This window comes from Bacillus sp. FJAT-18017, from assembly GCF_001278805.1.
GTDB lineage: Bacteria > Bacillota > Bacilli > Bacillales > Cytobacillaceae > Bacillus_D.
The window spans coordinates 1,209,001-1,232,579 of record NZ_CP012602.1; the positions used below are offsets into that span (position 1 = coordinate 1,209,001).

The 23,579-nt window shown below is 41.6% G+C and carries 20 protein-coding genes, 1 pseudogene and 2 riboswitches; of the genes and pseudogenes, 12 read left to right on the forward strand and 9 right to left on the reverse strand.

What is annotated here, in order from left to right:
- Positions 1-239: 239 nt before the first annotated feature.
- Entirely contained in the window at positions 240-974 is a 735-nt protein-coding gene (gene tatC / locus AM500_RS05540; protein ID WP_053601632.1) for a twin-arginine translocase subunit TatC, read from the reverse strand.
- Positions 975-1,121: 147 nt separating this feature from the next.
- Positions 1,122-1,322 carry a twin-arginine translocase TatA/TatE family subunit gene (locus AM500_RS05545; protein ID WP_043931054.1) on the reverse strand — a complete coding sequence of 67 codons (201 nt, stop codon included), beginning with the start codon at positions 1,320-1,322 and terminating at the stop codon, positions 1,122-1,124.
- A gap of 387 nt (positions 1,323-1,709) precedes the next feature.
- Between AM500_RS05545 and AM500_RS05550 the strand changes: the two genes are divergently transcribed.
- From AM500_RS05550 to AM500_RS05585, 8 genes are all read left to right on the forward strand, one after another.
- Positions 1,710-3,155: an alkaline phosphatase PhoX gene (locus tag AM500_RS05550; protein ID WP_053598339.1), complete on the forward strand. Its 1,446-nt coding sequence runs from the start codon at positions 1,710-1,712 to the stop codon at positions 3,153-3,155.
- Positions 3,156-3,337: 182 nt separating this feature from the next.
- A complete protein-coding gene (locus tag AM500_RS05555; RefSeq protein ID WP_053598340.1) occupies positions 3,338-3,802 on the forward strand; it encodes a hypothetical protein in 465 nt (154 codons plus the stop codon).
- Positions 3,803-4,250: 448 nt separating this feature from the next.
- Positions 4,251-4,523: a hypothetical protein gene (locus AM500_RS05560; protein WP_053598341.1), complete on the forward strand. Its 273-nt coding sequence runs from the start codon at positions 4,251-4,253 to the stop codon at positions 4,521-4,523.
- Positions 4,524-4,560: 37 nt separating this feature from the next.
- Positions 4,561-5,253 (forward strand): Type 1 glutamine amidotransferase-like domain-containing protein, encoded by a 693-nt coding sequence (locus AM500_RS05565; RefSeq protein ID WP_053598342.1) that lies wholly within the window; start codon positions 4,561-4,563, stop codon positions 5,251-5,253.
- A gap of 38 nt (positions 5,254-5,291) precedes the next feature.
- A complete protein-coding gene (locus AM500_RS05570) occupies positions 5,292-5,990 on the forward strand; it encodes a response regulator transcription factor (protein ID WP_053598343.1) in 699 nt (232 codons plus the stop codon).
- The gene (locus AM500_RS05575) at positions 5,990-7,009 is read left to right on the forward strand and encodes a sensor histidine kinase (protein ID WP_053598344.1); all 1,020 of its coding nucleotides are present in this window, start codon (positions 5,990-5,992) and stop codon (positions 7,007-7,009) included. The genes AM500_RS05570 and AM500_RS05575 overlap by 1 nt, the downstream gene beginning before the upstream one ends.
- Positions 7,010-7,211: 202 nt before the next feature.
- Positions 7,212-7,976 carry an ABC transporter ATP-binding protein gene (locus tag AM500_RS05580; RefSeq protein WP_053598345.1) on the forward strand — a complete coding sequence of 255 codons (765 nt, stop codon included), beginning with the start codon at positions 7,212-7,214 and terminating at the stop codon, positions 7,974-7,976.
- Positions 7,966-9,912 (forward strand): FtsX-like permease family protein, encoded by a 1,947-nt coding sequence (locus tag AM500_RS05585; protein WP_053598346.1) that lies wholly within the window; start codon positions 7,966-7,968, stop codon positions 9,910-9,912. The genes AM500_RS05580 and AM500_RS05585 overlap by 11 nt, the downstream gene beginning before the upstream one ends.
- 505 nt (positions 9,913-10,417) lie before the next feature.
- On the opposite strand, the gene AM500_RS26035 is transcribed toward AM500_RS05585, so the two are convergent.
- The 4 genes and pseudogenes from AM500_RS26035 to AM500_RS05605 form a co-directional block, all read right to left on the reverse strand.
- On the reverse strand, positions 10,418-11,116 hold the full coding sequence (locus AM500_RS26035; RefSeq protein ID WP_231688113.1) for a sensor histidine kinase: 699 nt from the start codon (positions 11,114-11,116) through the stop codon (positions 10,418-10,420).
- A 45-nt stretch (positions 11,117-11,161) separates the two neighbouring features.
- A pseudogene (locus AM500_RS26380) lies at positions 11,162-11,683 on the reverse strand (LytS/YhcK type 5TM receptor domain-containing protein); the annotation flags it as partial.
- Positions 11,684-11,887: 204 nt separating this feature from the next.
- The gene (locus AM500_RS05600) at positions 11,888-12,703 is read right to left on the reverse strand and encodes a PP2C family serine/threonine-protein phosphatase (protein WP_053598349.1); all 816 of its coding nucleotides are present in this window, start codon (positions 12,701-12,703) and stop codon (positions 11,888-11,890) included.
- A complete protein-coding gene (locus AM500_RS05605) occupies positions 12,696-13,148 on the reverse strand; it encodes an HIT family protein (RefSeq protein WP_082347146.1) in 453 nt (150 codons plus the stop codon). The genes AM500_RS05600 and AM500_RS05605 overlap by 8 nt, the downstream gene beginning before the upstream one ends.
- 122 nt (positions 13,149-13,270) lie before the next feature.
- On the opposite strand from AM500_RS05605, the gene AM500_RS05610 reads away from it, so the two are divergent.
- The gene (locus AM500_RS05610) at positions 13,271-13,717 is read left to right on the forward strand and encodes a GyrI-like domain-containing protein (protein ID WP_053598351.1); all 447 of its coding nucleotides are present in this window, start codon (positions 13,271-13,273) and stop codon (positions 13,715-13,717) included.
- A 126-nt stretch (positions 13,718-13,843) separates the two neighbouring features.
- Here AM500_RS05610 and AM500_RS05615 read toward each other — a convergent pair whose 3' ends face one another.
- On the reverse strand, positions 13,844-14,872 hold the full coding sequence (locus AM500_RS05615) for a PTS sugar transporter subunit IIC (RefSeq protein ID WP_053598352.1): 1,029 nt from the start codon (positions 14,870-14,872) through the stop codon (positions 13,844-13,846).
- Between the two features lie 334 nt (positions 14,873-15,206).
- Between AM500_RS05615 and AM500_RS05620 the strand changes: the two genes are divergently transcribed.
- Both AM500_RS05620 and AM500_RS05625 read left to right on the forward strand, forming a co-directional pair.
- A complete protein-coding gene (locus AM500_RS05620; RefSeq protein ID WP_053598353.1) occupies positions 15,207-15,548 on the forward strand; it encodes a hypothetical protein in 342 nt (113 codons plus the stop codon).
- 265 nt (positions 15,549-15,813) lie between these two features.
- Positions 15,814-16,161: a PilZ domain-containing protein gene (locus AM500_RS05625; RefSeq protein WP_053598354.1), complete on the forward strand. Its 348-nt coding sequence runs from the start codon at positions 15,814-15,816 to the stop codon at positions 16,159-16,161.
- Positions 16,162-16,287: 126 nt separating this feature from the next.
- A riboswitch (cyclic di-GMP riboswitch) is annotated at positions 16,288-16,374 on the forward strand.
- A gap of 662 nt (positions 16,375-17,036) precedes the next feature.
- Positions 17,037-17,120, forward strand: a riboswitch (cyclic di-GMP riboswitch).
- A 497-nt stretch (positions 17,121-17,617) separates the two neighbouring features.
- Here the strand turns inward: AM500_RS05625 and AM500_RS05630 are convergent.
- Together AM500_RS05630 and AM500_RS05635 are read right to left on the reverse strand one after the other, a co-directional pair.
- The gene (locus AM500_RS05630; protein ID WP_053598355.1) at positions 17,618-19,930 is read right to left on the reverse strand and encodes an NHL repeat-containing protein; all 2,313 of its coding nucleotides are present in this window, start codon (positions 19,928-19,930) and stop codon (positions 17,618-17,620) included.
- A gap of 259 nt (positions 19,931-20,189) precedes the next feature.
- Positions 20,190-22,511, reverse strand: a complete 2,322-nt coding sequence (locus AM500_RS05635) for an NHL repeat-containing protein (RefSeq protein ID WP_053598356.1) — start codon at positions 22,509-22,511, stop codon at positions 20,190-20,192.
- Between the two features lie 252 nt (positions 22,512-22,763).
- On the opposite strand from AM500_RS05635, the gene AM500_RS05640 reads away from it, so the two are divergent.
- Positions 22,764-23,471: an N-acetylmannosamine-6-phosphate 2-epimerase gene (locus AM500_RS05640; protein ID WP_053598357.1), complete on the forward strand. Its 708-nt coding sequence runs from the start codon at positions 22,764-22,766 to the stop codon at positions 23,469-23,471.
- Positions 23,472-23,579 lie beyond the last annotated feature (108 nt).

Consider the following 23,579-nt stretch of genomic DNA (forward strand, 5'->3'; position numbering starts at 1 on the left):
CAATGCTAACAAAGTTTTCGGGGCTGCATGTAAACTATGAAATTATTAAGGGGGTTTTATAGATTAGGAATTATAGTTTTTATCAAGTCTGGTAGGGAGGGGCTTTTAAGTTCATCCTCAAAATAAATCCATAAAGATACTTTCAAGTAAGAGATGTTCACAAATAGTAATGAAGCGCCCTTTAAATGGGGAACGGTTCTCTTATTGCCAATGGCAGATGAGAACCGTCCCTGGCCTGCTTATACTTGAGCCTGCATTCCTGTTTCAGCGGGAATTCTTTTTTTATAAATGAAGCTGGACAGTGAGACACTGATTTCGTAAAGCGTCAGTAAGGGAACGATGACCAAGATATCGGAAACTAGATCCGGCGGCGTTATTAGAATCGATACGACCACCAAAGCAAAGTAAGAAACCTTTCGTGCTTTCTTGAGCCTTGCCGGATTCAAGATTCCCAACCTTGTTAAAAACATAACGACAAGCGGCATTTCAAAAATGAACCCAAACGGGAGGGTAAGGTTAATCATAAATCCGAAATACTTTTCAGCTGTGAACATTGTTTCAAATTCTCCGGCAGAGAGGCTTGTAAGGAAGCCGAGCACAATTGGAAAAAGAACAAAATATCCAAAACAAAGCCCCACTATAAATAATAAGAATAATCCTGGAATAAACCTAAGCGTTACTTGTTTCTCTTCTTCTTTTAATGCCGGAGAGATAAACTTCCATATTTGATAGGCTGCCAGCGGAATGGTACATGCAATCGCAAACACACATGCTAAGGTCATATATACCCATAAAATATCACTTGGGCCGAGCACTGCCAGCTTTCCGTCATAATCCCTGATTAGCCAGCGATACAAATCAGATACAAACACCATACTTACGATTAAAAATAGGATAAATCCGCACATTGTTATGATGATACGGCGGCGAAGTTCCTCTAAATGTCCAATCAGATGGATATCTTTGTCTTGCATTTCCACAGCATCCCCCTTTTATGTGGCCATAAAATCTAAAAGAAGATGTAAGCGCAACTTGTGGCTTACATCTTCTTGTTTCGGACTCAGCCGTTTTCGCCCGCTTACGAATCGGGCCGCCAAAATTGTGGCCGGCTAACCCGATGGCTAAATCCCTTTTTCTTCAGAAAGTACTTTCTTTTCTTTTGTTTGATCTTCGTCGGCTACGAGCTCGCGGGTAGATTTTTTAAATTCCTTTAATGTTGACCCAACAGCACGCCCTAATTCAGGTAATTTAGATGGGCCGAAAATAATTAACGCAATCACAAGAACGAGAATTAATCCCGGTATTCCGATGTTTTGAAGCAAGGACTACACCTCCAATTTTGTTGTAAATATGTCTTGAGTGCCTTTTTTCAAAAAGCAGATGGTTATGTAAACACCTTGATTATAGTGATAAAACAGGCAAATGTTTATAAAACGGGTGTAAAGAATAGTTAAAGTAGTATTAAAATTGTTAAAGCAGTATGGTGTAAACTTTAGTTTTTTTATGATATTTACTCCATAAGTATAGATTCTTAGAAAAAAAGATCGCAGCTACCTTAACGTTTATCGGCCTTGATGACGTTTGCAAACCTCCTTTACATATCTTAATAATTTTTTACTTAACCCTTACAGGAAAGACACCAATTATTCAAAATTGCAGATTATTCTAAACTTGTTCGAAAATATACCGGTGAAGGAGATACATATTCTATGGATACTAAAGAGACTTCCAAAAATGGCTTGGACAGACGTGCTTTTTTGAAGGCTGGAGGAATGGGCACACTTGCTCTTACGCTCGGATCAACTGGTGTTCTTACACTTGGTTCAAAGGTTTTAGCAGATAAGAATGATAATCCTACAAGCGGCTTCGGTGGTTATGGCCCTCTGGTTCCAGATCCAAATGGAATTCTTGATCTTCCAAAAGGCTTCCACTACAAAATCATTTCCAGAGAAGGCGAAGCGATGACCGATGGAAGCAAAATTCCTGGAGCGTTTGATGGAATGGCAGCTTTTGAAGGACCAAATAATACAACGATTCTTGTTCGTAACCATGAATTAAGTAATAGCGCAGAAAATCCTGTAGTCGGAAAAAATCCATACGATGCGGCGGCCGCAGGCGGAACAACGGCTCTCGTTGTAGGTGCCAATCGTGAGGTTATCAAAGAATATGTAACATCTTCCGGAACAATCCGAAATTGTGCTGGCGGAGCGACGCCATGGGGTACATGGTTGACCTGTGAAGAAACCCGTACCTCAACACATGGTTATGTATTTGAAGTAGATCCAACACAGCCGGAGAACGAATTGTCCAGAACTCCTATTAAGGAAATGGGGCGTTTCTCACACGAAGCATGTGCAATTGATCCATCAACCGGGTATGTATACTTAACTGAAGATGCCAGCCCAAGCTACTTCTACCGTTTCATTCCGAATGACACCAGCCAAACAGTAGGCTCTTTACATAAAGGCGGTAAGCTTTATGCGGCGGCGATTGAAAAAGTAACAGATCCAAAAGCAAGCACGTTTAAAACCGGGCAAACATTCCAAATCGTTTGGAAGGAAGTTGATCCTCACTTATGCCGCGAGGAAGCTAAGGCTCAAAACTGTATCGAATTCTCTAGACTAGAGGGAGCGTTCTTCCAAAGCGGAGTCTTCTGGTTCGATGACACATCAGCCGGCGAGAAAAAGCTTGGACGCGTGTACCGTTATATTCCTCACACAAATACATTGGAATTGTTTTATGAGGGAAATGACGCCAAAGATATGGAATATCCAGATAATATCAGCATGACTCCTTGGGGCGACCTTTGGATTGCGGAAGATGGTTCAGGCCAAGACAGGCTACTCGGAATTACACCAGAAGGAAACGTCTATGTTTTTGCCGCCAACCGCTTAAGTGATTCTGAATTGGCAGGCCCAACCTTCTCGCCAGATGGAAAAACACTTTTCCTCAATATCCAGGACCCAGGCAAAACCTTTGCAATCTGGGGACCGTTCCAACGTAGAAACTCGGCACGCGCAAGGGAAATGTCCTATGCAACTCCTGCGAAACTCGCACCGCAAGTTTCAGAAAAAGTGGCTAAAGCAGCCGAAGCACAAGGCATGTCCATCCTCGAAGCAGCTGCATTCGAACGCGCTGGGGTGGATATTGGATAAATAGGTAGGTAAATAGAAATCCGGGGTAGGTGCCTGTCACTCCCCGGTTTTTCTTGTTTCACGGGGTGTTGTTCCACAGAAGAGGCTGTCTGCTATTCTTCTGCAAACCGGGTAGCTAGGTTACTACTATTTTTTATTTTGATACATATCCTTTGATATAGCCTATCTCAAAGGAGGGCCATATGTATCGAACCAAACGTCGTCCTGCAATGTTTCTAACTATTGGCGTGGTTTTTTTGATGATTGTTATTTGTTTGCTTTTTATTGTATTTTCCCCAGGCCATATGGCTAAACGGGTTGTAAATGAATTTTATTCTTATGAACAGCTTGGAAACTTCGGTGATTCCTGGCAGTTGCTGCATCCTTTTATGAAGGAAAAATGGCCAAAGAGTACCTATATTACCGATAGATCACATGTATTTATGGGGCATTTTGGTTCGGAGACCTTTGAATATTCGATTGAGGGCGGCGAAAAGATTAGCGGATGGAGCATGTCGAAAGACACACCGAAGTTTAAAAAGGTTTATAAGTTTGAGGTTATTCAAGAGTATAAGGGTAAATACGGAGCGTTTGCTTTTGTACAGGATGTTTATGTGGTGAAAAATAATGAAGGGGATTATGAGATTGTTTGGGATTATAATCAATAAGTCATGAATAATTAATCCCACTTGGTCACCTGCCAAAACTTAAGAGATGAACCGGGTGAAATTTTGTGATCCTGCAATAAAGAGGCTAGAGAATCCAATAGAGCCAGTCTCGTAGATTAATCAGGGTTCGGGAGAGTCGGATTAATCCAATAGAGCCGGTCTCATAGATTAATCGGTGTTTGGGGAACGCAGATAAATCCAAGAGAACCTGTCTCATAGCGTTCATAGACCTGAACCTTATAATTATAACCGAATTTTTCAAATGGCCCGGCACTGAGCAGCCGGGTTTCTTTTTTGGAATGTAATAAAACTCCAGGATGAATCAATTAATGAAGGATTACCGCAGTTTTTGTTGAAATTCTTATAAAGGAAGGAATATCCATCAGTTTTACCAGTGGTCCGAAAAAAGCGGGTTGAAGTTAAGCCATAACTGTTAGGTGGGATTCAAATGAAAATATTAAATCTATTCTTTGAAAAACAAAAAAGAGAAAGCAGCAAACCTTTTAAGATTATTAATACACTCATTACTGTTTCTTTTATAATCGCAGCACTTCTGGCATTTAAATTTGGACTTCGCTTTTTTGTGAAATCTGGCTTTTTGCTTGGCGGCATTATGTTCTTAGTTAATGGCATAGAAGGCTATTTAATTAAGGACCAGAGGAAGAAAATAGCTGCTGACTTATGTTTATCGGCTTTATTCTTTCTCAATTACTTTTTTTGATAAAGTTTAATATTAATTTAATGATAGGGATGAGGATATGAAGCAAATTATCGCCCTTGGTGGCGGAGGCTTTTCTATGGAGCCGGAGAACCCTTTACTAGACCAATATATTTTAAAGCAATCACATCAAAGTAAGCCGAAAGTTTGCTTTGTGCCTACAGCCAGCGGTGATGCAGATGGGTATACATCACGGTTCTATCGTTATTTTGGAAACCTCGAATGTGAAACCTCGCATTTATCGTTATTCAATCCGCCAACAAGGGATTTAGAGGGGTTCGTATTGGATAAAGACATTATTTTTGTCGGCGGCGGGAATACGAAGAATTTACTAGTTTTATGGAAGGAATGGGGTCTCGATCATATACTGAAAAAGGCTTGGGAACAAGGTACTATTCTATCTGGAGTCAGTGCAGGTTCCATTTGCTGGTTTGAGGAAGGTGTCACGGATTCTTACGGAGACGGACTCGAACCGTTAGATGCTTTAGGATTTTTACCGGGAAGCAATTGCCCACATTATGATGGTGAATCCAATAGAAGGCCTGCTTATCAATCGTTTATATCAGGAAATATTTTAAAGCCCGGTATCGCGGCCGATGATGGAGTGGCAATTCATTACATTGGCCAGGAAATCCATAAAATCGTGAGCTCAAGGCCTAACGCTAAAGCATATAAGGTTTATATGGACAAAGAAATCCACGAGACTGAACTTGAAACCGAATATCTAGGTTGACCTAGACAACAGATTTCAATGCAAAAGGGAGAACGCTTGTGTACAAAATCTTGCTTATTGAGGATGACCCTCAGCTGTGCGAATTGATGAAGGAAAATCTGGAACGGTATGGCTATGAAGTCCATATTCCGGAACATTTTTCAAAAATAGAAGAAACGTTTAACAGGGTGAATCCCGACCTGGTCCTGCTGGATATTAACCTGCCTTACTACGATGGGTATTATTTGTGCAGGAGCTTTCGCAAGCAGTCCAATGTCCCGATTCTGGTGGTTTCGGCGAGGAGCCATGAGATGGACCAGGTTATGGCCATTGAGCTAGGGGCAGATGATTATATTACCAAGCCTTTTACATTTGAAATTCCGCAATCAAAAGTAAAGGCCTCGATCCGAAGGGTTTACGGAGAATACGCAGCCAAGGACACGAATACCGTATGTGTCGGTTCCCTTTGCATTGATGCCAAGGCACTGACTTTAACCTTTGGCCATAACCAGGTTGAGCTATCGAAAAACGAATACAAATTGCTGAAAAAATTGATAGAGCATTACGATGAGTTCGTGTCGAGGGAAGAGCTGATTGAAGAAGTGTGGGATTCGCTCACCTTTGTGGATGACAACACCCTCACAGTGAATATGACGAGAATCAGACATTTGCTGTCAGATTTGGGGGCCAGTCACGTGGTAAAAAGCAAAAGAGGAGTCGGGTACAAACTTTCCGATTCTTTTTCCATGAGGGATTGATGATGCAAAAAGCGATTTTTATAAATTTCTTGAAAGACAAACTCCCGACCATCACACTTTACCTGGCCTGCGTGGCCGCCATCATTATCTTTTTCCATCTTAGTGAACCTTCCAACACGGAGATTTTCTATCCCGTTTCAATTGCCGTTTTTTTATTGGCCGCATGCCTCGCCATCGACTGGCTCCGCTACTACCCTGCCAACCAGGCGATCGCTCTTATGCTGATGAATCAGGATACGGAACTGCAGCCGCATACGGAAGAACAGAAGGCTTTTCAGAAATTAGTACATAAAATGACAGGTCAATACACCCGGAAAAACAATGAATTGAAGGAACAAAATAAAGAGCGGCTCTATTTTCTATCCCACTGGCTGCACCATTTAAAAACGCCTGTGTCGGTAATCGAGCTTCTTACGAACAAAGGAAATCAAGCTCAGGACGACAATGAAATTTTTGAAAAAATAAGGCATGAGAATAATCGGCTGCACACATCTATCCAGCAAGGTCTTACGATGATCAGGATGGAGGGCTTTGAAAACGATCTTGAGGTGAAGTCGGTCGATTTGCTCCCTTCCTTGCGAAAATTAATAAACGACAGAAAAAAAGAATGTATCTATCATTCTATTTACCCGTCCATCGAATTCGAAGGCGAGAGCGCGATGATTGCGTCAGACCCAAAGTGGAACGAGATTTTACTGGAACAGATTATTTCAAACGCAATCAAGTATTCCTCTCCCAAACTCGGGAGCAAAAAGCTCATCCTGCAAATAGAAAAGACCGGTAAGCATGTCAGCTTAACCGTTAAGGATGAAGGGATTGGTATTCCAGCGTATGATCTTGAGCGTGTTTTCCAGCCTTTTTTTACGGGAGATAACGGAAGAGCCCACTCAAACTCCACCGGAATTGGTTTGTATTTGAGCAAGAAAATTGCCGAAAAGCTTGGTGCTTCCATCAACATTGAGTCTGAACCGTCTAAAGGGACCGCCGTCACAATCCGGTGGTTAGCCGGAACCGATTAGGTGCCTGTCACTCCCCGGTTTTTCTTGTTTCACGAGAGTGTGTTTCACAGCGGGCGTGGAAACCAATAATTTCAATGGGCTGTCTAGATTCCTAATTTCAAGGGATACCTTACAAAAATGTAAGGTATCTCTTAGTGTTTCCGATGGTTGCGTTTCTGAGGTTATCTTAAAATGATGGTAGCCGAACGACGGGAGGAGAAGTATGGTTATTTTAGATGTGAAGGATATTGTAAAAATATACGGGGGCTCAAGCGGGGATGGCTCGACGACTGCATTGGGCGGGGTGAGTTTGTCTGTTAAAGAAGGAGAGTTCATTGCGGTTATGGGTCCCTCGGGGAGCGGAAAAACGACTCTGCTGAATGTGCTAAGCGGAATTGACCAGCCAACTTCGGGGGAGGTGGTCATCTCAGGTCAGGAAATAAGCGAAATGAAAGGAGATGAACTGGCTCTTTTTCGCAGGAAAAAGCTCGGGTATGTGTTTCAGGACTTCAATCTGCTGGATAGCTTAACGGTAAAAGAAAATATCCTTCTCCCGATGGTGCTTGAGAAAAAGACAGCAGCCGAAATGGAAGAGAAGCTCGGCGAACTGGCGAAGCTTTTTGAAATAGAACATATTCTGTCAAAGTATCCATATACGATTTCCGGCGGCCAGCAGCAGCGGACCGCGGTAAGCAGGGCGCTTGTGAATGAACCGGCGATTCTCTTTGCCGACGAGCCAACCGGGAATCTGGATTCCAAATCATCCGCAGTCATCATGGAGTGTTTTGAAAAAATTGTTACCGAACTTTCCACCACGGTACTGCTCGTGACCCATGATGTATTTGCCGCCAGCTACTGCCAGAAGGTTGTTTTTATCAAAGACGGCCTCATTTACTCGACGATTGTAAAAAAAGGGAGCAGGAAGGAGTTCCTGAATCAAATCATGGATAACCTGGCTGTCCTGGGGGGCAAAACCCATGACATTTAATGGAGTCATTTGGAAGATGGCCAAGGCCAACTATAAAAAGTACATTTTCTATTATTTGTGTAACACCTTTGCCGTTATGTTCTTCTTTATGTACTCAACCGTTTATTTCAACGGCCAGGTTGAGAAGGCAAGAAAGCTCGACGGTATCCAGGATGCCCTGTCGGTTCCGGGGGTTGCCCTGATTGTTTTTACCATCTTCTTCATTGCAATGGCTCACACTATTTTTATGAAAAGAAGGAGAAGTGAATTTGGGCTTTTCATGACGTTGGGCATGTCCCAGCGCGATATTTTGAGATTGCTCGTTTTAGAGAATGGGGTTATTGCGGCCTCTTCGATTGCAACCGGTATACTGGCCGGGTCTGTATTCTCGAGACTGTTTTTCATGATATTAATGAACCGTGTCGGGATTGAGGATGTTTCGTTCCATATAAGCGGCAAAATGTTCCTGTACACACTTGGTATGTTTTTGGCTGTTTTTTTACTCGCGGTAGGGAACTCGCTTTTTCTTACGCTAAAAAGCAGTGTGCTGCTAAGCATGAAGAGCAACAGGGTTTCTGAAACGATAAAACTGAGAAGTCCCATCATCGGCTTATTTGGGTTTGTGGTCTTGGTCGGCTCCTTGGTGACCTTGTATGTTACATATAAGAATTCATCCGACGGGTTTTTGCCGTTATGGACAATCGGCGTTTTTGGGGGTCTGTATATTACGCTAAATCAGTTTACCAGCTTCCTGATTGCAGCCGCTAAGAAAATACCGGCATTTTACTATCGGAGGATGCTGTTTTTTACAAGCCTTGATTACAAGTTTAAACAGCTGACATCTATTATCACGCTTGTTTCCATCATGACGATGATTACGATTTTTTACAGTACCTTACTACTTACGTTCTATTTGTCCTCCGAAAAGGATGCGGTAAGCAGCAATCCTTATGATGTGGCCTTTTACCAGAATGAAACAAAAAATAACCTGCCTGAGGAAGAGCTGGATGCCGTGCTTAACCAGCCCGAACATCCGATTGAAGAACATATCGTCATACCAATTCTTTCGCACTTTCAAAAACATCCATATGCCCAGGGATTTGAACCCTTTTCTTTCATGGGGCTGGATGACTTCAACACGTTAACCTCTCGTTCTGCGACACTGAAGGATGATGAGTATCTCCTCTATTTAAATATGGAGCCCCAATATGGGGACGTCGATGTTACTCAATCCCTACAGCTGACCATTGATAATAAAAAGGCAGAGTATGACTTTAAAGAGAAAGTTGTTCAAAAGACCATCAACCCAATGCCAAATGCATATGAATTTATCGTTGTGAGCCAAAACGAATTTGACTTTCTGACTGAATCGTTGAATGCGTATGAATATAATCTCCATTTAATCAATGTGGCTGACTGGAAGGCAACAGCCGCTGCAGTAGAAAATCTGGAAGAGAAATTTGCCGATTACAATCGGAGTACAGCACCGATTGAGGACCAGCGCACACAGTTTACAACCGAAGAGGAGCTGCTCCAGGTCGCCTCCAAGGTAGGTGATTACCACAACAAGAGGAACTCCAACGGCATGATATTTTTCGTGACTACCTTTTTAAGCATCATGTTCTTTTTTGGAACATTCATCCTTCTGTACCTCAACCTTTTCTCAGAAATTGAGGAGGAAAAAGCTAAATACAGAAAGCTCTATAAAATAGGAATGGAATTGAAGGAGGTAAAGAGAAATATCTCGAGGGAACTGATTACAATTTTCTTTGTTCCAACCCTGATTGGAACCGTATTGGCCGCCCTTTACGTGGTCATCTTGTCTACAGATGTTGGCGGAATCATGAATAACTTAGACATGCTGTATCACTTTTTTATGATTTCATTCATTTATCTAGCCATCCAAATTATTTATTATTTCTATTTAAGGAATAAAATGATGAAGTACTTAATTTAAATGCTATATTAAACAACGTTGTTGATTTCCGCTCCAGGCGCTTCGCTTTCCACGGGCGGCCTGGGAGCCTGTCTAGCTGCGGCTCCTAGCTCCTCGAGGTCGCTTCGGTCCCTCAGCTGAAGTCAAAGAGCGACTTCTGCTTCAGGCCCTCCAGCGCTTGTCGGAGCTGAGCAGTCGCCTCGCTTTTCTATCTCCTCGTCGCTTTGCTCCTGTGGGGTCTCACACTGACCTTTTCTCCCGTAGGACGTTGGGTAATCTCCCCAGAAAATGCACCGCAGGAGAAAATGCGCTCTTTGCATTTTCGAACGAGTCTTCGCGCCTTCCGCTCCAATCATCAATGCTAATAAATCAACGATACCCATTAACATAGCTAATTTAAAAATTTGAAGAAAATGCAAACCTCGGTTAGCGGTACTTTGGGAGGCCGCTAGCCGAGGTTATTTTATGAATAGCCAAAAAGCGGAAATCAGCAAGTTTAGTGAGGCAGTTTCGGTATGATTTAACCTCATGAGCCAGGATTTATCGCAGGGGTAGTTATCGGAAGAGTTAGTTTCACTTTCGTACCTAAATGTTTAGTACTCTTAACCTCGATGTTTCCACCCAAGTTCTCAATAATTCTGTATACTACCATCATTCCAAGACCGGTTCCCTCTAACGAATTTGAATAGAAGGGCAAACCTAAATTTTTCAGTTGTTCATCCTCTATCCCTTTCCCGTCATCTTCTATTGTAATTTTGCAGGCAGTATCTGTAACTTCACAATAAATCTCAATCATGCTGCTATTGGCTTCAATGCTATTATTAAAAATATTGACCAGGGCTTGGGTAACCTGCTCAAGGTTACCAGGAATAGTGCATGACGGGATAGTATTCGTTTTTATTTGAGTATTTTTGCTGGAAGCAAGCGGGCTTATTAGGTCAATTGAATTGGAAAGGGCATATTCTAATTTAAATTTACCGCTTTTATCTGTATATGGCTTTGCAAATGTTAAATAATCAGTTACAACCTTATCCACCTTATCAATCTCATCTAGCGCTAGTTGAAGGAAATATTCCTTCTTTTCGTGGAGAAGGTCTGGATCATCCTTCAACAACTGAAGTACTCCCCTGGAAGTTGTTAATGGATTTTTAATCTCATGATTTACAGCCGCTGCCAGCTGACTTAGGACGTCCATTTTTTCTGCCTGGATAATTTTCCTTCTCACTAAATAATTCCTATGAATAATTTCAAACATACAGGATACCAGGATTATTCCAAACGCATTAAATAAAATATAATCAAGCCAAATACCAAGATGGAACAAATCATTTTGAAAGCTGGAACTTGCTATAAGAAATATCAAGGAAAACAGAATATTTACCGCAACTCCCATTACGATTTTTAATTTTGAGGACAAGCGGAAATAGAATGGAGATAAAAATACGGTTAAAACGAAGAGTATGATAAAAATTGATATGGATATGAATACACCTGGACCCCCTTGTATTAACCTTACTATGATTCCTAGAATAGTTAGGATAAAGCCTGTTAAAGGACCGCCATATAAAATGCCGAACCAAAAAGGAATCCGGCGCAAATCATACTGAACCCCTGCAATTTGATAAATAGAAAAGGACATACATATTATCATTATTATACTTGAAACAAGTAAAATTGAGCGTTTATGGGCGTATCTGCTATTTGGATTACTTTCCCTCCAAATTTGATGAATGATAATGCCTAAAAGAATGACTAACAGATTGATTAAGAGATTTACCGTCACATTTACCATTACAGCCGGTGCTCCTTATATGCGAATTTCCTTATGTAAAATTAGGGTTGTTCTTTTGAGGAAGAAGGATTCTAATACAAAATTATACTCCTTGTTGTTATGTAAAAGGAAATTTAATTGTAGTGGATTCCTTGTGATTAGTTTTGTCAGGGGAAATTAAAAAAGTGTAAAGGAGATCCCTTTCATATCTCCTTTTACACTTATCTACTGATTACTTGGTCTTGTTGCTTCCTTTGAAATAGTAACTGTCCAAGAGACCACCGTAGTGCTATCTCTGACATTATTATTCTTGATGTTTATGAACATTGACAGAATGTTACTTTCATCATCATTAAGGTTATTGAGTGCATTGTAAATGGTTATCGGGTTTGAATATGGTTCATTTGGGCATTCGATTAATCCATCAGTGGTAAGGAAAAGACAATTTTCTCCTTGTCTTAATTCCCTTATCCCAACAGAGTAACAAGGAACCTCTTGGTCAAAAGTATTGACTTGTCCTATCCATTCATAAAATTGTCTTTGATTTAACTGATACTGACCTAATGCAGCTAATTCTTGATGAAATAAATAAAGAATACAGTCACCGACCGAAAACCACCACACATACTTATCTTTCCTTGCCACAATTAAACAAGCAGTTTCTCCTGTCACTTTTCGGCAAAGGGATAAGAACTCTTCACATTGAAACACATTTAATATTTCATCTTCCAATTTTTTAAAAGTTTCATGGTTTGTCTGTAAGGATAATAGAATTTTAATCTTGGGCTTTTTAAGAGCGAATTGGTCTAAAATTAGTTTTGCACTCTCTGATGTATTATGAGCGTCAAGGAGAATGACGAATTCCCAATCTTCCTTTTCATTCAAGCATACGAAACAACCATCTTCATTCTTATCCTGTCCTGCAAATGAATTACCACCATAACGCCCCACTATAATATGATTGAGCTGAAGAACATTTGGCTGATCAACGAAATTTTCCTGGCTGCCAACCCAACTGAAATCTTCGAAGGAGTTACCCATTTGGAGTATTCTTTAGATACGTTTTAATGCGGTTACAAAGTTTACTAACATCGTTATTGTTGCCCATAGGAGCATCTTCCCAATCGTAAACCGCATTTGGTCCCCAATATTCTTTAGGTGTGTTCGGATAACGTGGAACTAGGTGCATATGAAGGTGGGGAACAGCATCACCCAAAACATAAGAATAGATGTGTTCAGCATTTTCGCTTACGAATAGTGCCTTACTTACTCTTGCGATAATCATCCCAAAAGCCTTTGCTTCTTTCATAGTCATATCCCCAAGTGTTGGAGCATGTCGTTTAAGGTCAATCATAATATGGCCTAAATAATTGGGATGTCCATTTCTATCAATATGGCCAACATATACATATTCGTCTTCATAAATCGTTACTCCTGAAGTTGAGATAGTGCCAGCGTGTTTTTTACAAATAAAGCAATCCGCCAAAGAAATTCACCTCTTTTAAAATATTTCCAATATTATAATATAATGGTAGATACTATGGTATGATTTTTTAACATATTTACCTTTTAATCTAATGCTTTAGGAATTTTGTTGGGGGTGGAAATATGTCGATCATGAAAGTTGAAAAAGAATTTAAGATTGTTGGGATAAAAGGTAGTGGGGAGTTTGTTAACTTCGGAAATGAAGTACCCTTGCTTGCAAAACAGCTACTGAGCCGTTCAAACGAAATTCCAAATCGGACAGAAACCGAAATTGCGTTATATGAACCTAAAAAGGATGGGGAGCATAGAATAGGCCATTATTTAGTGGGATTAATTGTGAGTGAGAAATTAGATGAAGTGCCCTCAGGAATGAATTATTTTGAAACAAAAACAAGTTACATAACTACAAGAGGGAATATCTCTAATCTGGGAAAACTTCATTCGAATTTATTGAACTGGGCAAAAGAACAGGGTTATCAAAGAGATCTTGATTCTTATATTGTCGAGACATATCATCCTATGGGGGATGGAGAAGAAGAAGTACAGATATACTTGCCGATTCTAGATTAAGGTTCAAATCTACAATAGCTAAACAGATTCAAAAAAGACTAAACCAGGGAATTGGTTTAGTCTTTTTGATGTATTTGTGACAAGTACTTGTTTGCCTTCTGGCAGACAGAAACCGAACCTGTTTATCTATTGCAATTCCATCTTCAAGTCGGCGGCTTTTGTCCATCCTTTTAGGCTGATAAGTTTATAGATCGATAGTGAAATAATGATTGGCAGGATAATTCCTACCGCAATATAAATTGCCAGGACAATTGGACCTTGTTCGGCCAGGATGTTAATTGGCGCTATCAAGGAATTCAAACCGAGTCCGGCGAGCGCATAAGGTACTTTAAAATCAAAAATTACAGTAGCAATAGGAGCACAAATCATAGCCGCAATAAATGGCGGGATCGCCAATCGAGGATTTTTCACCAGGTTAGGGAATTGTACCTTTGGTGTAATCAAGGATTGGGCAATGTTGGCACCAACATCGTTTTGTTTATACGACATTGCCGTAAATGCTGCAAACTGTACGGTACAGCCAATCAATGCAGCCGCGCTGGATACAGGGTCAAGCTGAAGTGCAACCGCAATCGCCGCGGAGGATGCTGGTGACATAAGGAAAATGCTCCAAACAAGCGATATGATCATCGGACCAATAATCGGCGACCCTTCAACCGATGCAGCAATTTGCGCACTCAGCCAGTTAATGAAAGGAGTCGTGATCATTGCCAGGAATACTCCAGAGACGCCCCCTACAAATACAGCCGAAAACGGAATTGCCATCATATCGAGCTTTGTTTTTCCCATAACTCTTTTTCCTACCCATGTAGCGATAATTGCGGCCAATACAGCACTGAGCGGCTGCCCGGTCACGAGTGTTACCCCGCCGTCTTCAGTAAGTTGGACGGCTTGGGCACCTATTGTACTCGAAGCCATCACGCTGAAAATTACTAGTGTATTGCCGCCAAGCTGGTAGGCGATTCCCGCGCCAAGTGCCGGAGCGAGCATAAGCTGTGTTGCTTTGCCAATTTGATTGAACCCTTCCCAGCCAGTAAAGGTTCCTAAAGATTCAATGAGCAGGCCGATCCCAAGCGTAACGAGGACTGCATTGGCAAGCCCTTGTGAAGCTTTATACATACGGTCAATCAAATATTTTTTTGTTGATGGTTTCATGATGTTACTGCCTCCTGAGTTTGTTTATCAAATTTTCTGAATTTTACCCTTAAAAGTTGCCGAACGTTATACCTAGTAATAAGAGCTACTATAATTTATTTGATAATTGTTATTATAGTATAACTTTTTAAAAATTGTGTCAATATTTTTTATTTATTCAGAAAGCTTTAAAACGCTTTCATTTATTGTTTTTTTGTTCTTCTGTAACTATAAATGTAAGTTTTGAGCTTGTTGTATATATTTTTGTCGCAAATTGTTCACTATTATAGCGATTGATGAACTGGGGGAGGGGAAACTATAAACTAACTAGACCATGTTTGGGGAGGAATCAGAGATGATTCGTGATTTGGAGAATTCAGAGGTTAGTTCGGTAATTTTTATCCGGGATTATTTACAGTTGTATTTTGAAGGGGATAGAAGATGCGGAACGCTTACCGCCTATTCATTGCCGAAGTCGATTGTATGTGGAAGAGAGTTTGATCATTCTACTCCTGGTTATCGGGATTCATTGTGTTCATTTATCAGTCACCAGGTGAAGCGGTCTGAAATGGAGGAGTGGAAAATCAAGCTCGTTTTTGATAATGATGACAGGCTTGAAATTCCCTTGCACCAGGATCAAGAGTTGGGGCTTGAATCAGCGATGCTGCGAATCGATGATGAAATTCTGATTTGGTAGTCTTGGTTGCTGGGTGGGACAGACGGTACCGTAAAAAGGCCCTTTGTAGCGATATATTATGATTGTTCGAACAGGGGGGAGCCTCTGTTTTTTTGTTTTGTAAGGAGATTCAGCGCGTAGGTATACCTTATGGAAAGTGCTCTGTGATCGTCGGCCCATTTTTCAAAAAAGAAGTTTTAGCATACTTCATATTCACAGTAAGTGTAAATTTATGGTATTATTTTTTCGTAGCCTTATTCTTTAAGAACGAGAGAGGTGAATGTGGATGCATGCTAACTTGGTAAGCCGCAGGCAGTTTAAAAGAGTTACATTTCAGGAGCCAATGAAAACAGTTATGAAATTGGCCACATTGCCGGCCGATTATAAATTGAATAAGGAAGAAAATATTGACATCTACGTGATCGATATAAGCGCTGGTGGCTTAAGGATAGCAAGTAAACGAAATCTGGATATAAATTATTTAACAGTCTATAAAATACCAGTTGAATTGAGTGGTAAAAACGTGATCCTTTATGGAAAAATTGTCCGGAAACGGGCGTTGATTAATGATTTTTATGAATATGGGGTAAGTTTCAGCCACTTTTTCAACCATGAACAAGGGATTGTCGATTGATATGGAACGGGGATAAGGTCCCTGTTCTTTTTTTTAGGCAAATTATTTTAACTTTTTTTAAAAACTGTTCTGTTTTTGTCGTAATTGCAATAAATTGTAGGTTCCCGCTAGTAGTAAAATGAAAGTAGTAGACAAAGGCAAACTTGGTGAAAACCAAGGACGCAAAATCACGGGTCTAAGGTGCTGTAGCACTATGATGGCTGGACTGCCGTACACATGTAAGGGTGTGGGTTTCCATGTTTAAATCCATTATATGTTTTCTTCGTCGCAAGCATAAATACAGTTACTATACGAATCAATGTGTAAGATGCGGAAAGAAACGGCCTCTTTGATTAATCTATAGCGTGTAATAACGATATTTTTTTTGTCTGCAGGAAATGCCAGACGCCATAATACGGAAAGTATAAAGTATATATTCCAAAGTAAAAAAATGCTCTATATGTTTCAGCAAAGGAAAGAGCTGGTTTGCCACCGAAGCTACAAAAGTAACTGTCTATTAATATTGTTTGGAAACCCGCTTGGTATGGCCAAGCGGGTGTTTTTAATGGAAAAAGAAACTATATTTTAGAGTTACGGCAGCCTTATTGGAGGTGCTTTTATGCATAGGAATAACTTTGACGAATCTTCTTTTCCCCAATAAAAAGATAAGAAACCTAAATCTGTTCTATCACAAAAAAGGAGTTGTGAAAACTGGGTGGCCTTAGGTGAACCGCTGCTCTCCGTTGTCAAATATCGACACTTTGAATAGGATTGTACATCCAGGAATAGGAAGTAAGTACCAATATTTGCAAACTTCTAGGCATTTTGTCGATATTATACGAACGAAAAAGAGTGCTTGTCTCTTCTGTTCGTAGTAAAATTTAACTATTCTGATAAATCGATAAAGGCAAACGTAGTGAAAATTACGGGCGCAAAGTCACAGGTCTAAGGTGTTACACTATGATGGCTGGACTGCCGTTTTCCTTAAAGGGGTGGCTAATTTTGTTCAAGTCCTTTATCTGTTTTTTTCGTCGTAACCACAAGTTTAGTTACTACACAGATGAATGTGTAAGATGTGGGAAAAAAAGATCTCTGTAATATGTTAAGCGCTCTGCGCTTTTTTTTGTCGCGAAAAGGAAATGCAAATGTAAGAGAAAGGATTCTATTTATAATGAAATAAAAGTTGGCAACAACTGGACATATGTTGTGAGGAACCTGGAGGTTTTACGGTTATCGTTTAGGTTGAATAGTGCAGAAAATTACCGGGGAGTGACATGCACTAAATATAACTTTCCACATACCTCATTATCCCAAATCAAATAAAAAAGGTGCGTGCATACTTCCCTTAAATGGGCTGGTTGCCGCACCTTTTATTTTCAATAAAGACTTGCATCCAAAGGGAACGGTCCGCTTTAGTAACCTTTAAGCTAGACTCAAACCGGTAAGCAGTAACGGTCCTGCAGCTCTTTAGCTGTGGCTATTTACCTCGGGTTCCATTAGCAACGGTAACCCGTACTTCGTTGGAAGTATAGGTTTTACCATTAAGTTCAGCGCTAATTGTAACGAGTGAAGATCCAGGGCTCAATCCGATTAACTTGCCGCTGTCATCTACTTTCACAACATCGGGATTGCTTACAGACAGAGAATACTGTTTGTTCGGTACTTCCACCTTCGCGCCGTTTACCATGTGGGCGGTTGCGGTTGGCTGGACAGCTTTCCCGGTAACGAGTTTTTGGTCAACGTTTAGCTCGATATGGTCGACTTTTGCCGGGATTTTATACAAATTGGCACCTTTCCCAAAATAGATGCTGCCGTCTTCACTTAGATCCATTAAATCAACTGTGCCTTCAACCAGCTGCTCGGCCTGTAGTGTTTCCGGATTCACGACAGTCAGCTTTCGGTTTAGCGTCGTGTAGAGATTTCCGTCTGGGCCCCACACTAGATAAAATGGCCGCCACTTGGATGAGAGGAAGGTAGTTTCATAGATTTCTTTGCTTTTCACAACCTCGTACGTTTCGGGATCCATTGCAAAAATCGTTCCATCAATGATGCCCCAAAGCAGTCCGTCCGGTCCAAATGACAATTCTCCGATATTCTGGAACGGTGTATCTTCCAAACCTGGAATTTCCGGGGTGAACTCGGCTATCTTTTCACCTTTTTCCACATCGAAAACAAACATTTTTGCTTCCTCGGCAACAGGGTCAATGCCAAGTCCGCCATATATGGATGTTCCGCCATACACTTTGCCGTCCTTATAGGCAAGGCCGAAAACGCTTTGGTTTTCAACGATATTCCGGTACGTTTTGGACTCCACTTCAACTGTGCCGTCTTGGGCTTCTTTTTCTTCCAAAATCGTCAATGCCCCGCCATTCACTCCATAGGTTGGGATAGTCCCAATGAAGAGCTTGTTATCCCCGGTAGTCATAGTGAACGGGCGGTCCTGCTCATCCTCTATATCGAGGTATAATCCCGGATTCGCCTTGCCAGTTTCATTGTAATCAATCGGCAATTTCGGGTCGTATCGGTACATTTTTGCTCCGGTATACGTTCCAAAATACACCTTGCCATTGTACTCATGAATTCCTTCCGCCTGGTGGAAGGAGAAGTTTGTATAGGTATAGTCCTGAAGTTCTTCGTTGTAAATGCTCATTCCCCGCTGGTAGGCGGCGGAATAGACATTTCCATCAATTACAGCGATGGATTGAAGGGTTGCGCCCTGGGCGTCCACATCCGGGAAATGAACAGAGTATGCATTATTTTCCGGGTTGTAGAAAAATGAATCTGTGAATGCGGTCATGCCTGCCAAAACGGTTTCACCGTTACTCAATGTGATCCAGCTGTGTGCCTTGACCGCTGTTGATCCAGGCAGAGACGGGATGTTTTCTACCTTTGTTACCGTGTCGGTCTTTGTGTTATAGGAGAACAAGTCACCCTGGAGCTTGTAGTAAATGAGATCTGGGTTGTAAGGTGACGGTGGTGAAATTTTGCTTTGGAATTTCATTGTCCGGATATGTTGCTCGGTTGCCTCGTCGATTACAATCAAATCAGCACCCGCATGGACAAATAGTTTACCGTTATAGATGGCAACCTCGGAAATCGTTACGTTTTGTCCGGACACAGGAGTCGGAATGTCTTTCTTTTCGCCGGTTTCTCTGTCATAGCGGACTACACCCCCGATTGTTCCAATCCCCACATAGAGATATTTGTCGGTTACGCCAAGCCCGCGGGCATATTTCTGGCCTTCCTTCATTGGCCCCAAATCCCTGAATGTGTTGCTGGCAATGTCATACTCGAACACTTTCGATTCATCATAGGTAGCGCCGTAGATTTTTCCATCCGAGCTGCTTTTTATATCCCAGACAAAGTTATCGGAAGGATTTTTCCCGATTGTTTCCATCCGGTTCTCTTCTGGAAGATAGCGGTACATGACACCGTTCATCGTGCTGGCAAAATAAACATTGTTGTCACTCCCGATGGTCATAGCCCAGATTACATCTGAATGAGGAATTTGTTGTGAGAAAATCCGCTCGCCTGTTTCAGCATTCACAACATAAAATACCGCGGGAGAGCCTGTGACGGCTATGTACTGCAGATTTTCGCCTTTGCTGTTTTGGCCATATGCGGCAATCTGTGACAGCGGGCTTTTTACCGCTTCTCCTAAGTTTACTGTTTCCTCAAATTGATTTTTAACTGAGAAAGTGGGTTCATTTCCGAATGCAGTTGACTGGGGAAGTGCTGTTGAAATAAAAACGACTAATAAAGCAACAATTAGGCTAATCTTTGATTTCAATACGATCCCTCCGATTACTATTTATTTTTTTGAACGCTTTCAAATTACTGTTTTTACCTTTTTCTCGAGAATCTCACTCTTCGGGCCCCCGTTCCGTCTAGTAAATCCTTTCCTATCCTCCTTTACTAGCAGTTCTCATTTTTAATAGATAATATAAATTTGCGGGCTGCCTTAAGATAAGCCCGCAAATTATTAAAATATGCGGTCCAAAGAGGTATTGCATTTTTTTAAAAAAAGCTAGAGAACCGTCCGCTGTAACCTATGGGTTTCCACGGACTCCCTTAGCAACAGTAACTCGTACTTCATTGGTAGTATACGTTTTACCATTAAGTTCTGCGCTAATTGTAACAAGTGAAGTTCCTGGTATCTTTCCGGTTAAGTTCCCTAAGTCATCTGCCATAAGAACATCGGGATTGCTGACAGTGACGGAATACTGATTTTTGGACAATACCACCTTCGCGCCGTTTACCATCTGTGCGGTTACGGTAGTTGGAACAGGTTGCCCAGCAACAAGTTTTTCCCCAAGCTCCAGCTTGATATGGTCAACCTTCACTGGAATTTTAAACAGGTTGGCGCCCACCGCATAATAGATGCTGCCGTCTTCTGCAAGATCCATTAGTTCAACTGTTCCTTCCACCAGCTTCTCGGATTGGAGTGTTTCCGGATCCACTGCTGTCAGCTTTCTGTTTAGCGTCGTATAGAGATTCCCGTCCGGGCCCCACTCAAGATAATATGGCCGCGATTTAGATGAAAGAAATTTGGTTTCATAAATTTCTTTGCTTTTCACCACTTCATAGGTTTCCGGATCCATCGCAAAGATTGTGCCATCAATAATTCCCCAAAGAAGGCCGTCCGGTCCAAACGAGAAACCTCCGATAGTCTGGAACGGCACGTCCTCCAAACCTGGAATTTCCGGAGTGAATTCGGCAATTTTTTCACCTTTTTCCACATCGAAAACGAACATTTTTGCCTCTGTGGCAACAGGATCGACTCCAAGGCCGCCATAAATCGATGTACCGCCATACACCTTGCCGTCCTTATAGGCCAGGCCGAAGACGCTTTGATTCTCGACGATATTACGGTACGTTTTTGACGCCACATCAACCGTGCCGTCTTCAGCAATCTTTTCTTCTAAAATTGTCAAAGCACCACCAAGTTTTCCATAGGTCGGTATCGATCCAATAAAGAGCTTGCCATCCCCGCTTGCCATCGTGAACGGCGCGTCTTGCTCGTCTTCGATATCCAGGTAAAGTCCTGGGTTCGCTTTGCCATTCTCATTGTATTCGATCGGCAATTGCGGGTCGTAACGGTACATTTTCGCACCGGTATAGGTACCAAAATAAACTTTTCCTTTATACTCCTGAATTCCTTGTGACTGGTGGAAGGAGAAGTTTGTATATGTGTAGTCCTGCAGCTCTTCGCTGTAAATACTCATTCCGCGTTGGTAAGCGCCGGAATATACATTTCCATCAATTGCAGCAATAGCATGGAGGGTCGCTCCTTGGGCGTCCACATCAGGGAAATGGACAGAGTATGCATTATTTTCCGGATTGTAGAAAAATGAATCTGTGAATGCAGTCATTCCTGTCAAAACCGTTTCTCCCGTACTCAATGTAACCCAGCTGTGAGCCTTGACCGCTGTCGAACTTGGCAGGGACGGGATGTTTTCTATTTTTGTAACAGTATCGGTTTCCGTGTTGTAGGAAAACAAGTCACCCTGGAGTTTGTAGTAAATTAAATCAGGGTTGTAAGGGGACGGGGGTGAGATTTTGCTTTGAAATTTGATTGTACGAACATGTTCCTCGGATGCCTCATCTATGACAAACAAATCGGCCCCAGCATGAACAAAGAGCTTGCCGTTATAAATGGCAACTTCTGAAACGGTTACGGTTTGTCCCGAAATAGGAATAGGTATTTCTTTCTTTTCGCCAGTTATCCTGTCATAGCGGACCACCCCAGCAGTTGTCCCAATCCCGACATAGAGATACTGGTCCGTTACGCCCAGACCGCGGGCGTATTTCTGGCCGTCTTTCATCGGCCCCAAATCTCTGAAGGTGTTAGTGGTAATGTCATACTCAAACACTTTCGATTCATCAAAAGTGGCGCCATAGATTTTTCCGTCGGAACTGCTTTTTAAATCCCAGACAAAGTTGTCAGAAGGGTTTTTCCCGAGTGTTTCCATCCTGTTCTCTTCCGGCAAATATCGGTACATGACACCGCTAACCGTACTTGCAAAATAAACATTATTGTCGCTGCCGATTGTCATCGCCCAGATGACGTCTGAATTAGGAATCGGCTGTGAGAATAAGCGTTCTCCTGTTTCAGCGTTTACGACATAAAAAACCGCGGGCGTGCCCGTGATTGCTATGTACTGCAAATTCTCGCCTTTGCTGTTTTGGCCATATGCGGCAACCTGTGACAGAGGGCTTTTTACTGCTTCTCCTAAATCCAGCGTATTCTCAAACTGATTTTTAACTGAGAAAGTGGGTTCATTAGCAAATGGACTTGAAAAAGGCAATATTGATGAAAAAAGAACAACTGCGACTAATAAAGCAGTAAACCTACTAATCTTTGATTTCAAGAAAATCCCTCCTATTCTTTAACTTTGTAAAAGCTTACTTAAATTTCTCTATCCTCCTTACTAGTTATTTCTGTTTCACACTACATATTAGAGAGGGTGCTATATAAGCGTCAATGTTGTTTGAATATTTCGACACATTTAAGACGCAAAAAGACGATGAAAATAATAACCGTTATATATAGAATAGGTGGAGAGATTCACCTTTTCAAAATGTAATAAAAGTTAAGAAAACAAAATATGAGAGGTGCCAGTATGAATTCTATACTTAAGAAACTTGAAGGAGGTCTGATTGTTTCTTGTCAGGCTTTGGAAGAAGAACCATTACACGGATCAACTATCATGAGTAAAATGGCGATTGCAGCCCGGGAAGGCGGAGCGGTCGGGATAAGGGCAAACAGTCCGGCTGATATTAAAGCAATAAAACAGGCGGTCGATTTGCCTGTTATCGGTTTATATAAGAAAAACTATCAAGATAGTGAAATTTACATAACGCCAACTATAAAAGAAGTTGGAGAGGTCGTGGCGGCCGGTGCCGATATTGTTGCTTTCGATGCAACCTTCAGGGTTCGACCAGGTGGACAACAGCTCGACGATTTTGTAAAAGAGATTAAGTCCGCATTTCCTTCTACATTATTAATGGCTGATATAGCCACCGTTGAAGAAGGGCTGCATGCAGTCGAGTTAGGCTGTGATGTGATTTCTACAACTCTGGCTGGATATACTCCGGACACTGAGCACATCACGAAATTTGATAGAGATCTTCTTGCAACGTTAGTAGAAAAAGCAGGACGCCCTGTTGTTGCGGAGGGAAGAGTGAATACGCCTGAACTCGCAGCGGAATGCATCCGGGCAGGAGCTTTTGCAGTTGTTGTCGGTTCGGCAATCACCAGGCCGCAAGAGATTACCAAACATTTTGCAAAAGAAATTTCCTTAACAAAAATGAAAGGGTTTACAAAATAATAGGGACATAATGCGGATTTAAGGAGGTGGACGCATTTAGTTAATTTACATAGGCATGAGGTCAATGATACAGGATGTGTACCACAATAAAAATCCAAACGAAAAAAG

Excerpts from the sequence above, each read along its gene's own strand:
- AM500_RS05575 (WP_053598344.1), top strand. The coding sequence starts at position 5,990 with ATGATGCAAAAAGCGATTTTTATAAATTTCTTGAAAGACAAACTCCCG.
- AM500_RS05580 (WP_053598345.1), top strand. The coding sequence starts at position 7,212 with ATGGTTATTTTAGATGTGAAGGATATTGTAAAAATATACGGGGGCTCA.
- AM500_RS05620 (WP_053598353.1), top strand. The coding sequence starts at position 15,207 with ATGATTCGTGATTTGGAGAATTCAGAGGTTAGTTCGGTAATTTTTATC.
- AM500_RS05615 (WP_053598352.1), bottom strand. The coding sequence starts at position 14,872 with ATGAAACCATCAACAAAAAAATATTTGATTGACCGTATGTATAAAGCT.
- AM500_RS05550 (WP_053598339.1), top strand. The coding sequence starts at position 1,710 with ATGGATACTAAAGAGACTTCCAAAAATGGCTTGGACAGACGTGCTTTT.
- AM500_RS05640 (WP_053598357.1), top strand. The coding sequence starts at position 22,764 with ATGAATTCTATACTTAAGAAACTTGAAGGAGGTCTGATTGTTTCTTGT.
- AM500_RS05625 (WP_053598354.1), top strand. The coding sequence starts at position 15,814 with ATGCATGCTAACTTGGTAAGCCGCAGGCAGTTTAAAAGAGTTACATTT.
- AM500_RS05600 (WP_053598349.1), bottom strand. The coding sequence starts at position 12,703 with ATGGGTAACTCCTTCGAAGATTTCAGTTGGGTTGGCAGCCAGGAAAAT.
- AM500_RS05560 (WP_053598341.1), top strand. The coding sequence starts at position 4,251 with ATGAAAATATTAAATCTATTCTTTGAAAAACAAAAAAGAGAAAGCAGC.
- AM500_RS05565 (WP_053598342.1), top strand. The coding sequence starts at position 4,561 with ATGAAGCAAATTATCGCCCTTGGTGGCGGAGGCTTTTCTATGGAGCCG.
- AM500_RS05610 (WP_053598351.1), top strand. The coding sequence starts at position 13,271 with ATGTCGATCATGAAAGTTGAAAAAGAATTTAAGATTGTTGGGATAAAA.
- AM500_RS05585 (WP_053598346.1), top strand. The coding sequence starts at position 7,966 with ATGACATTTAATGGAGTCATTTGGAAGATGGCCAAGGCCAACTATAAA.
- tatC (WP_053601632.1), bottom strand. The coding sequence starts at position 974 with ATGCAAGACAAAGATATCCATCTGATTGGACATTTAGAGGAACTTCGC.
- AM500_RS05555 (WP_053598340.1), top strand. The coding sequence starts at position 3,338 with ATGTATCGAACCAAACGTCGTCCTGCAATGTTTCTAACTATTGGCGTG.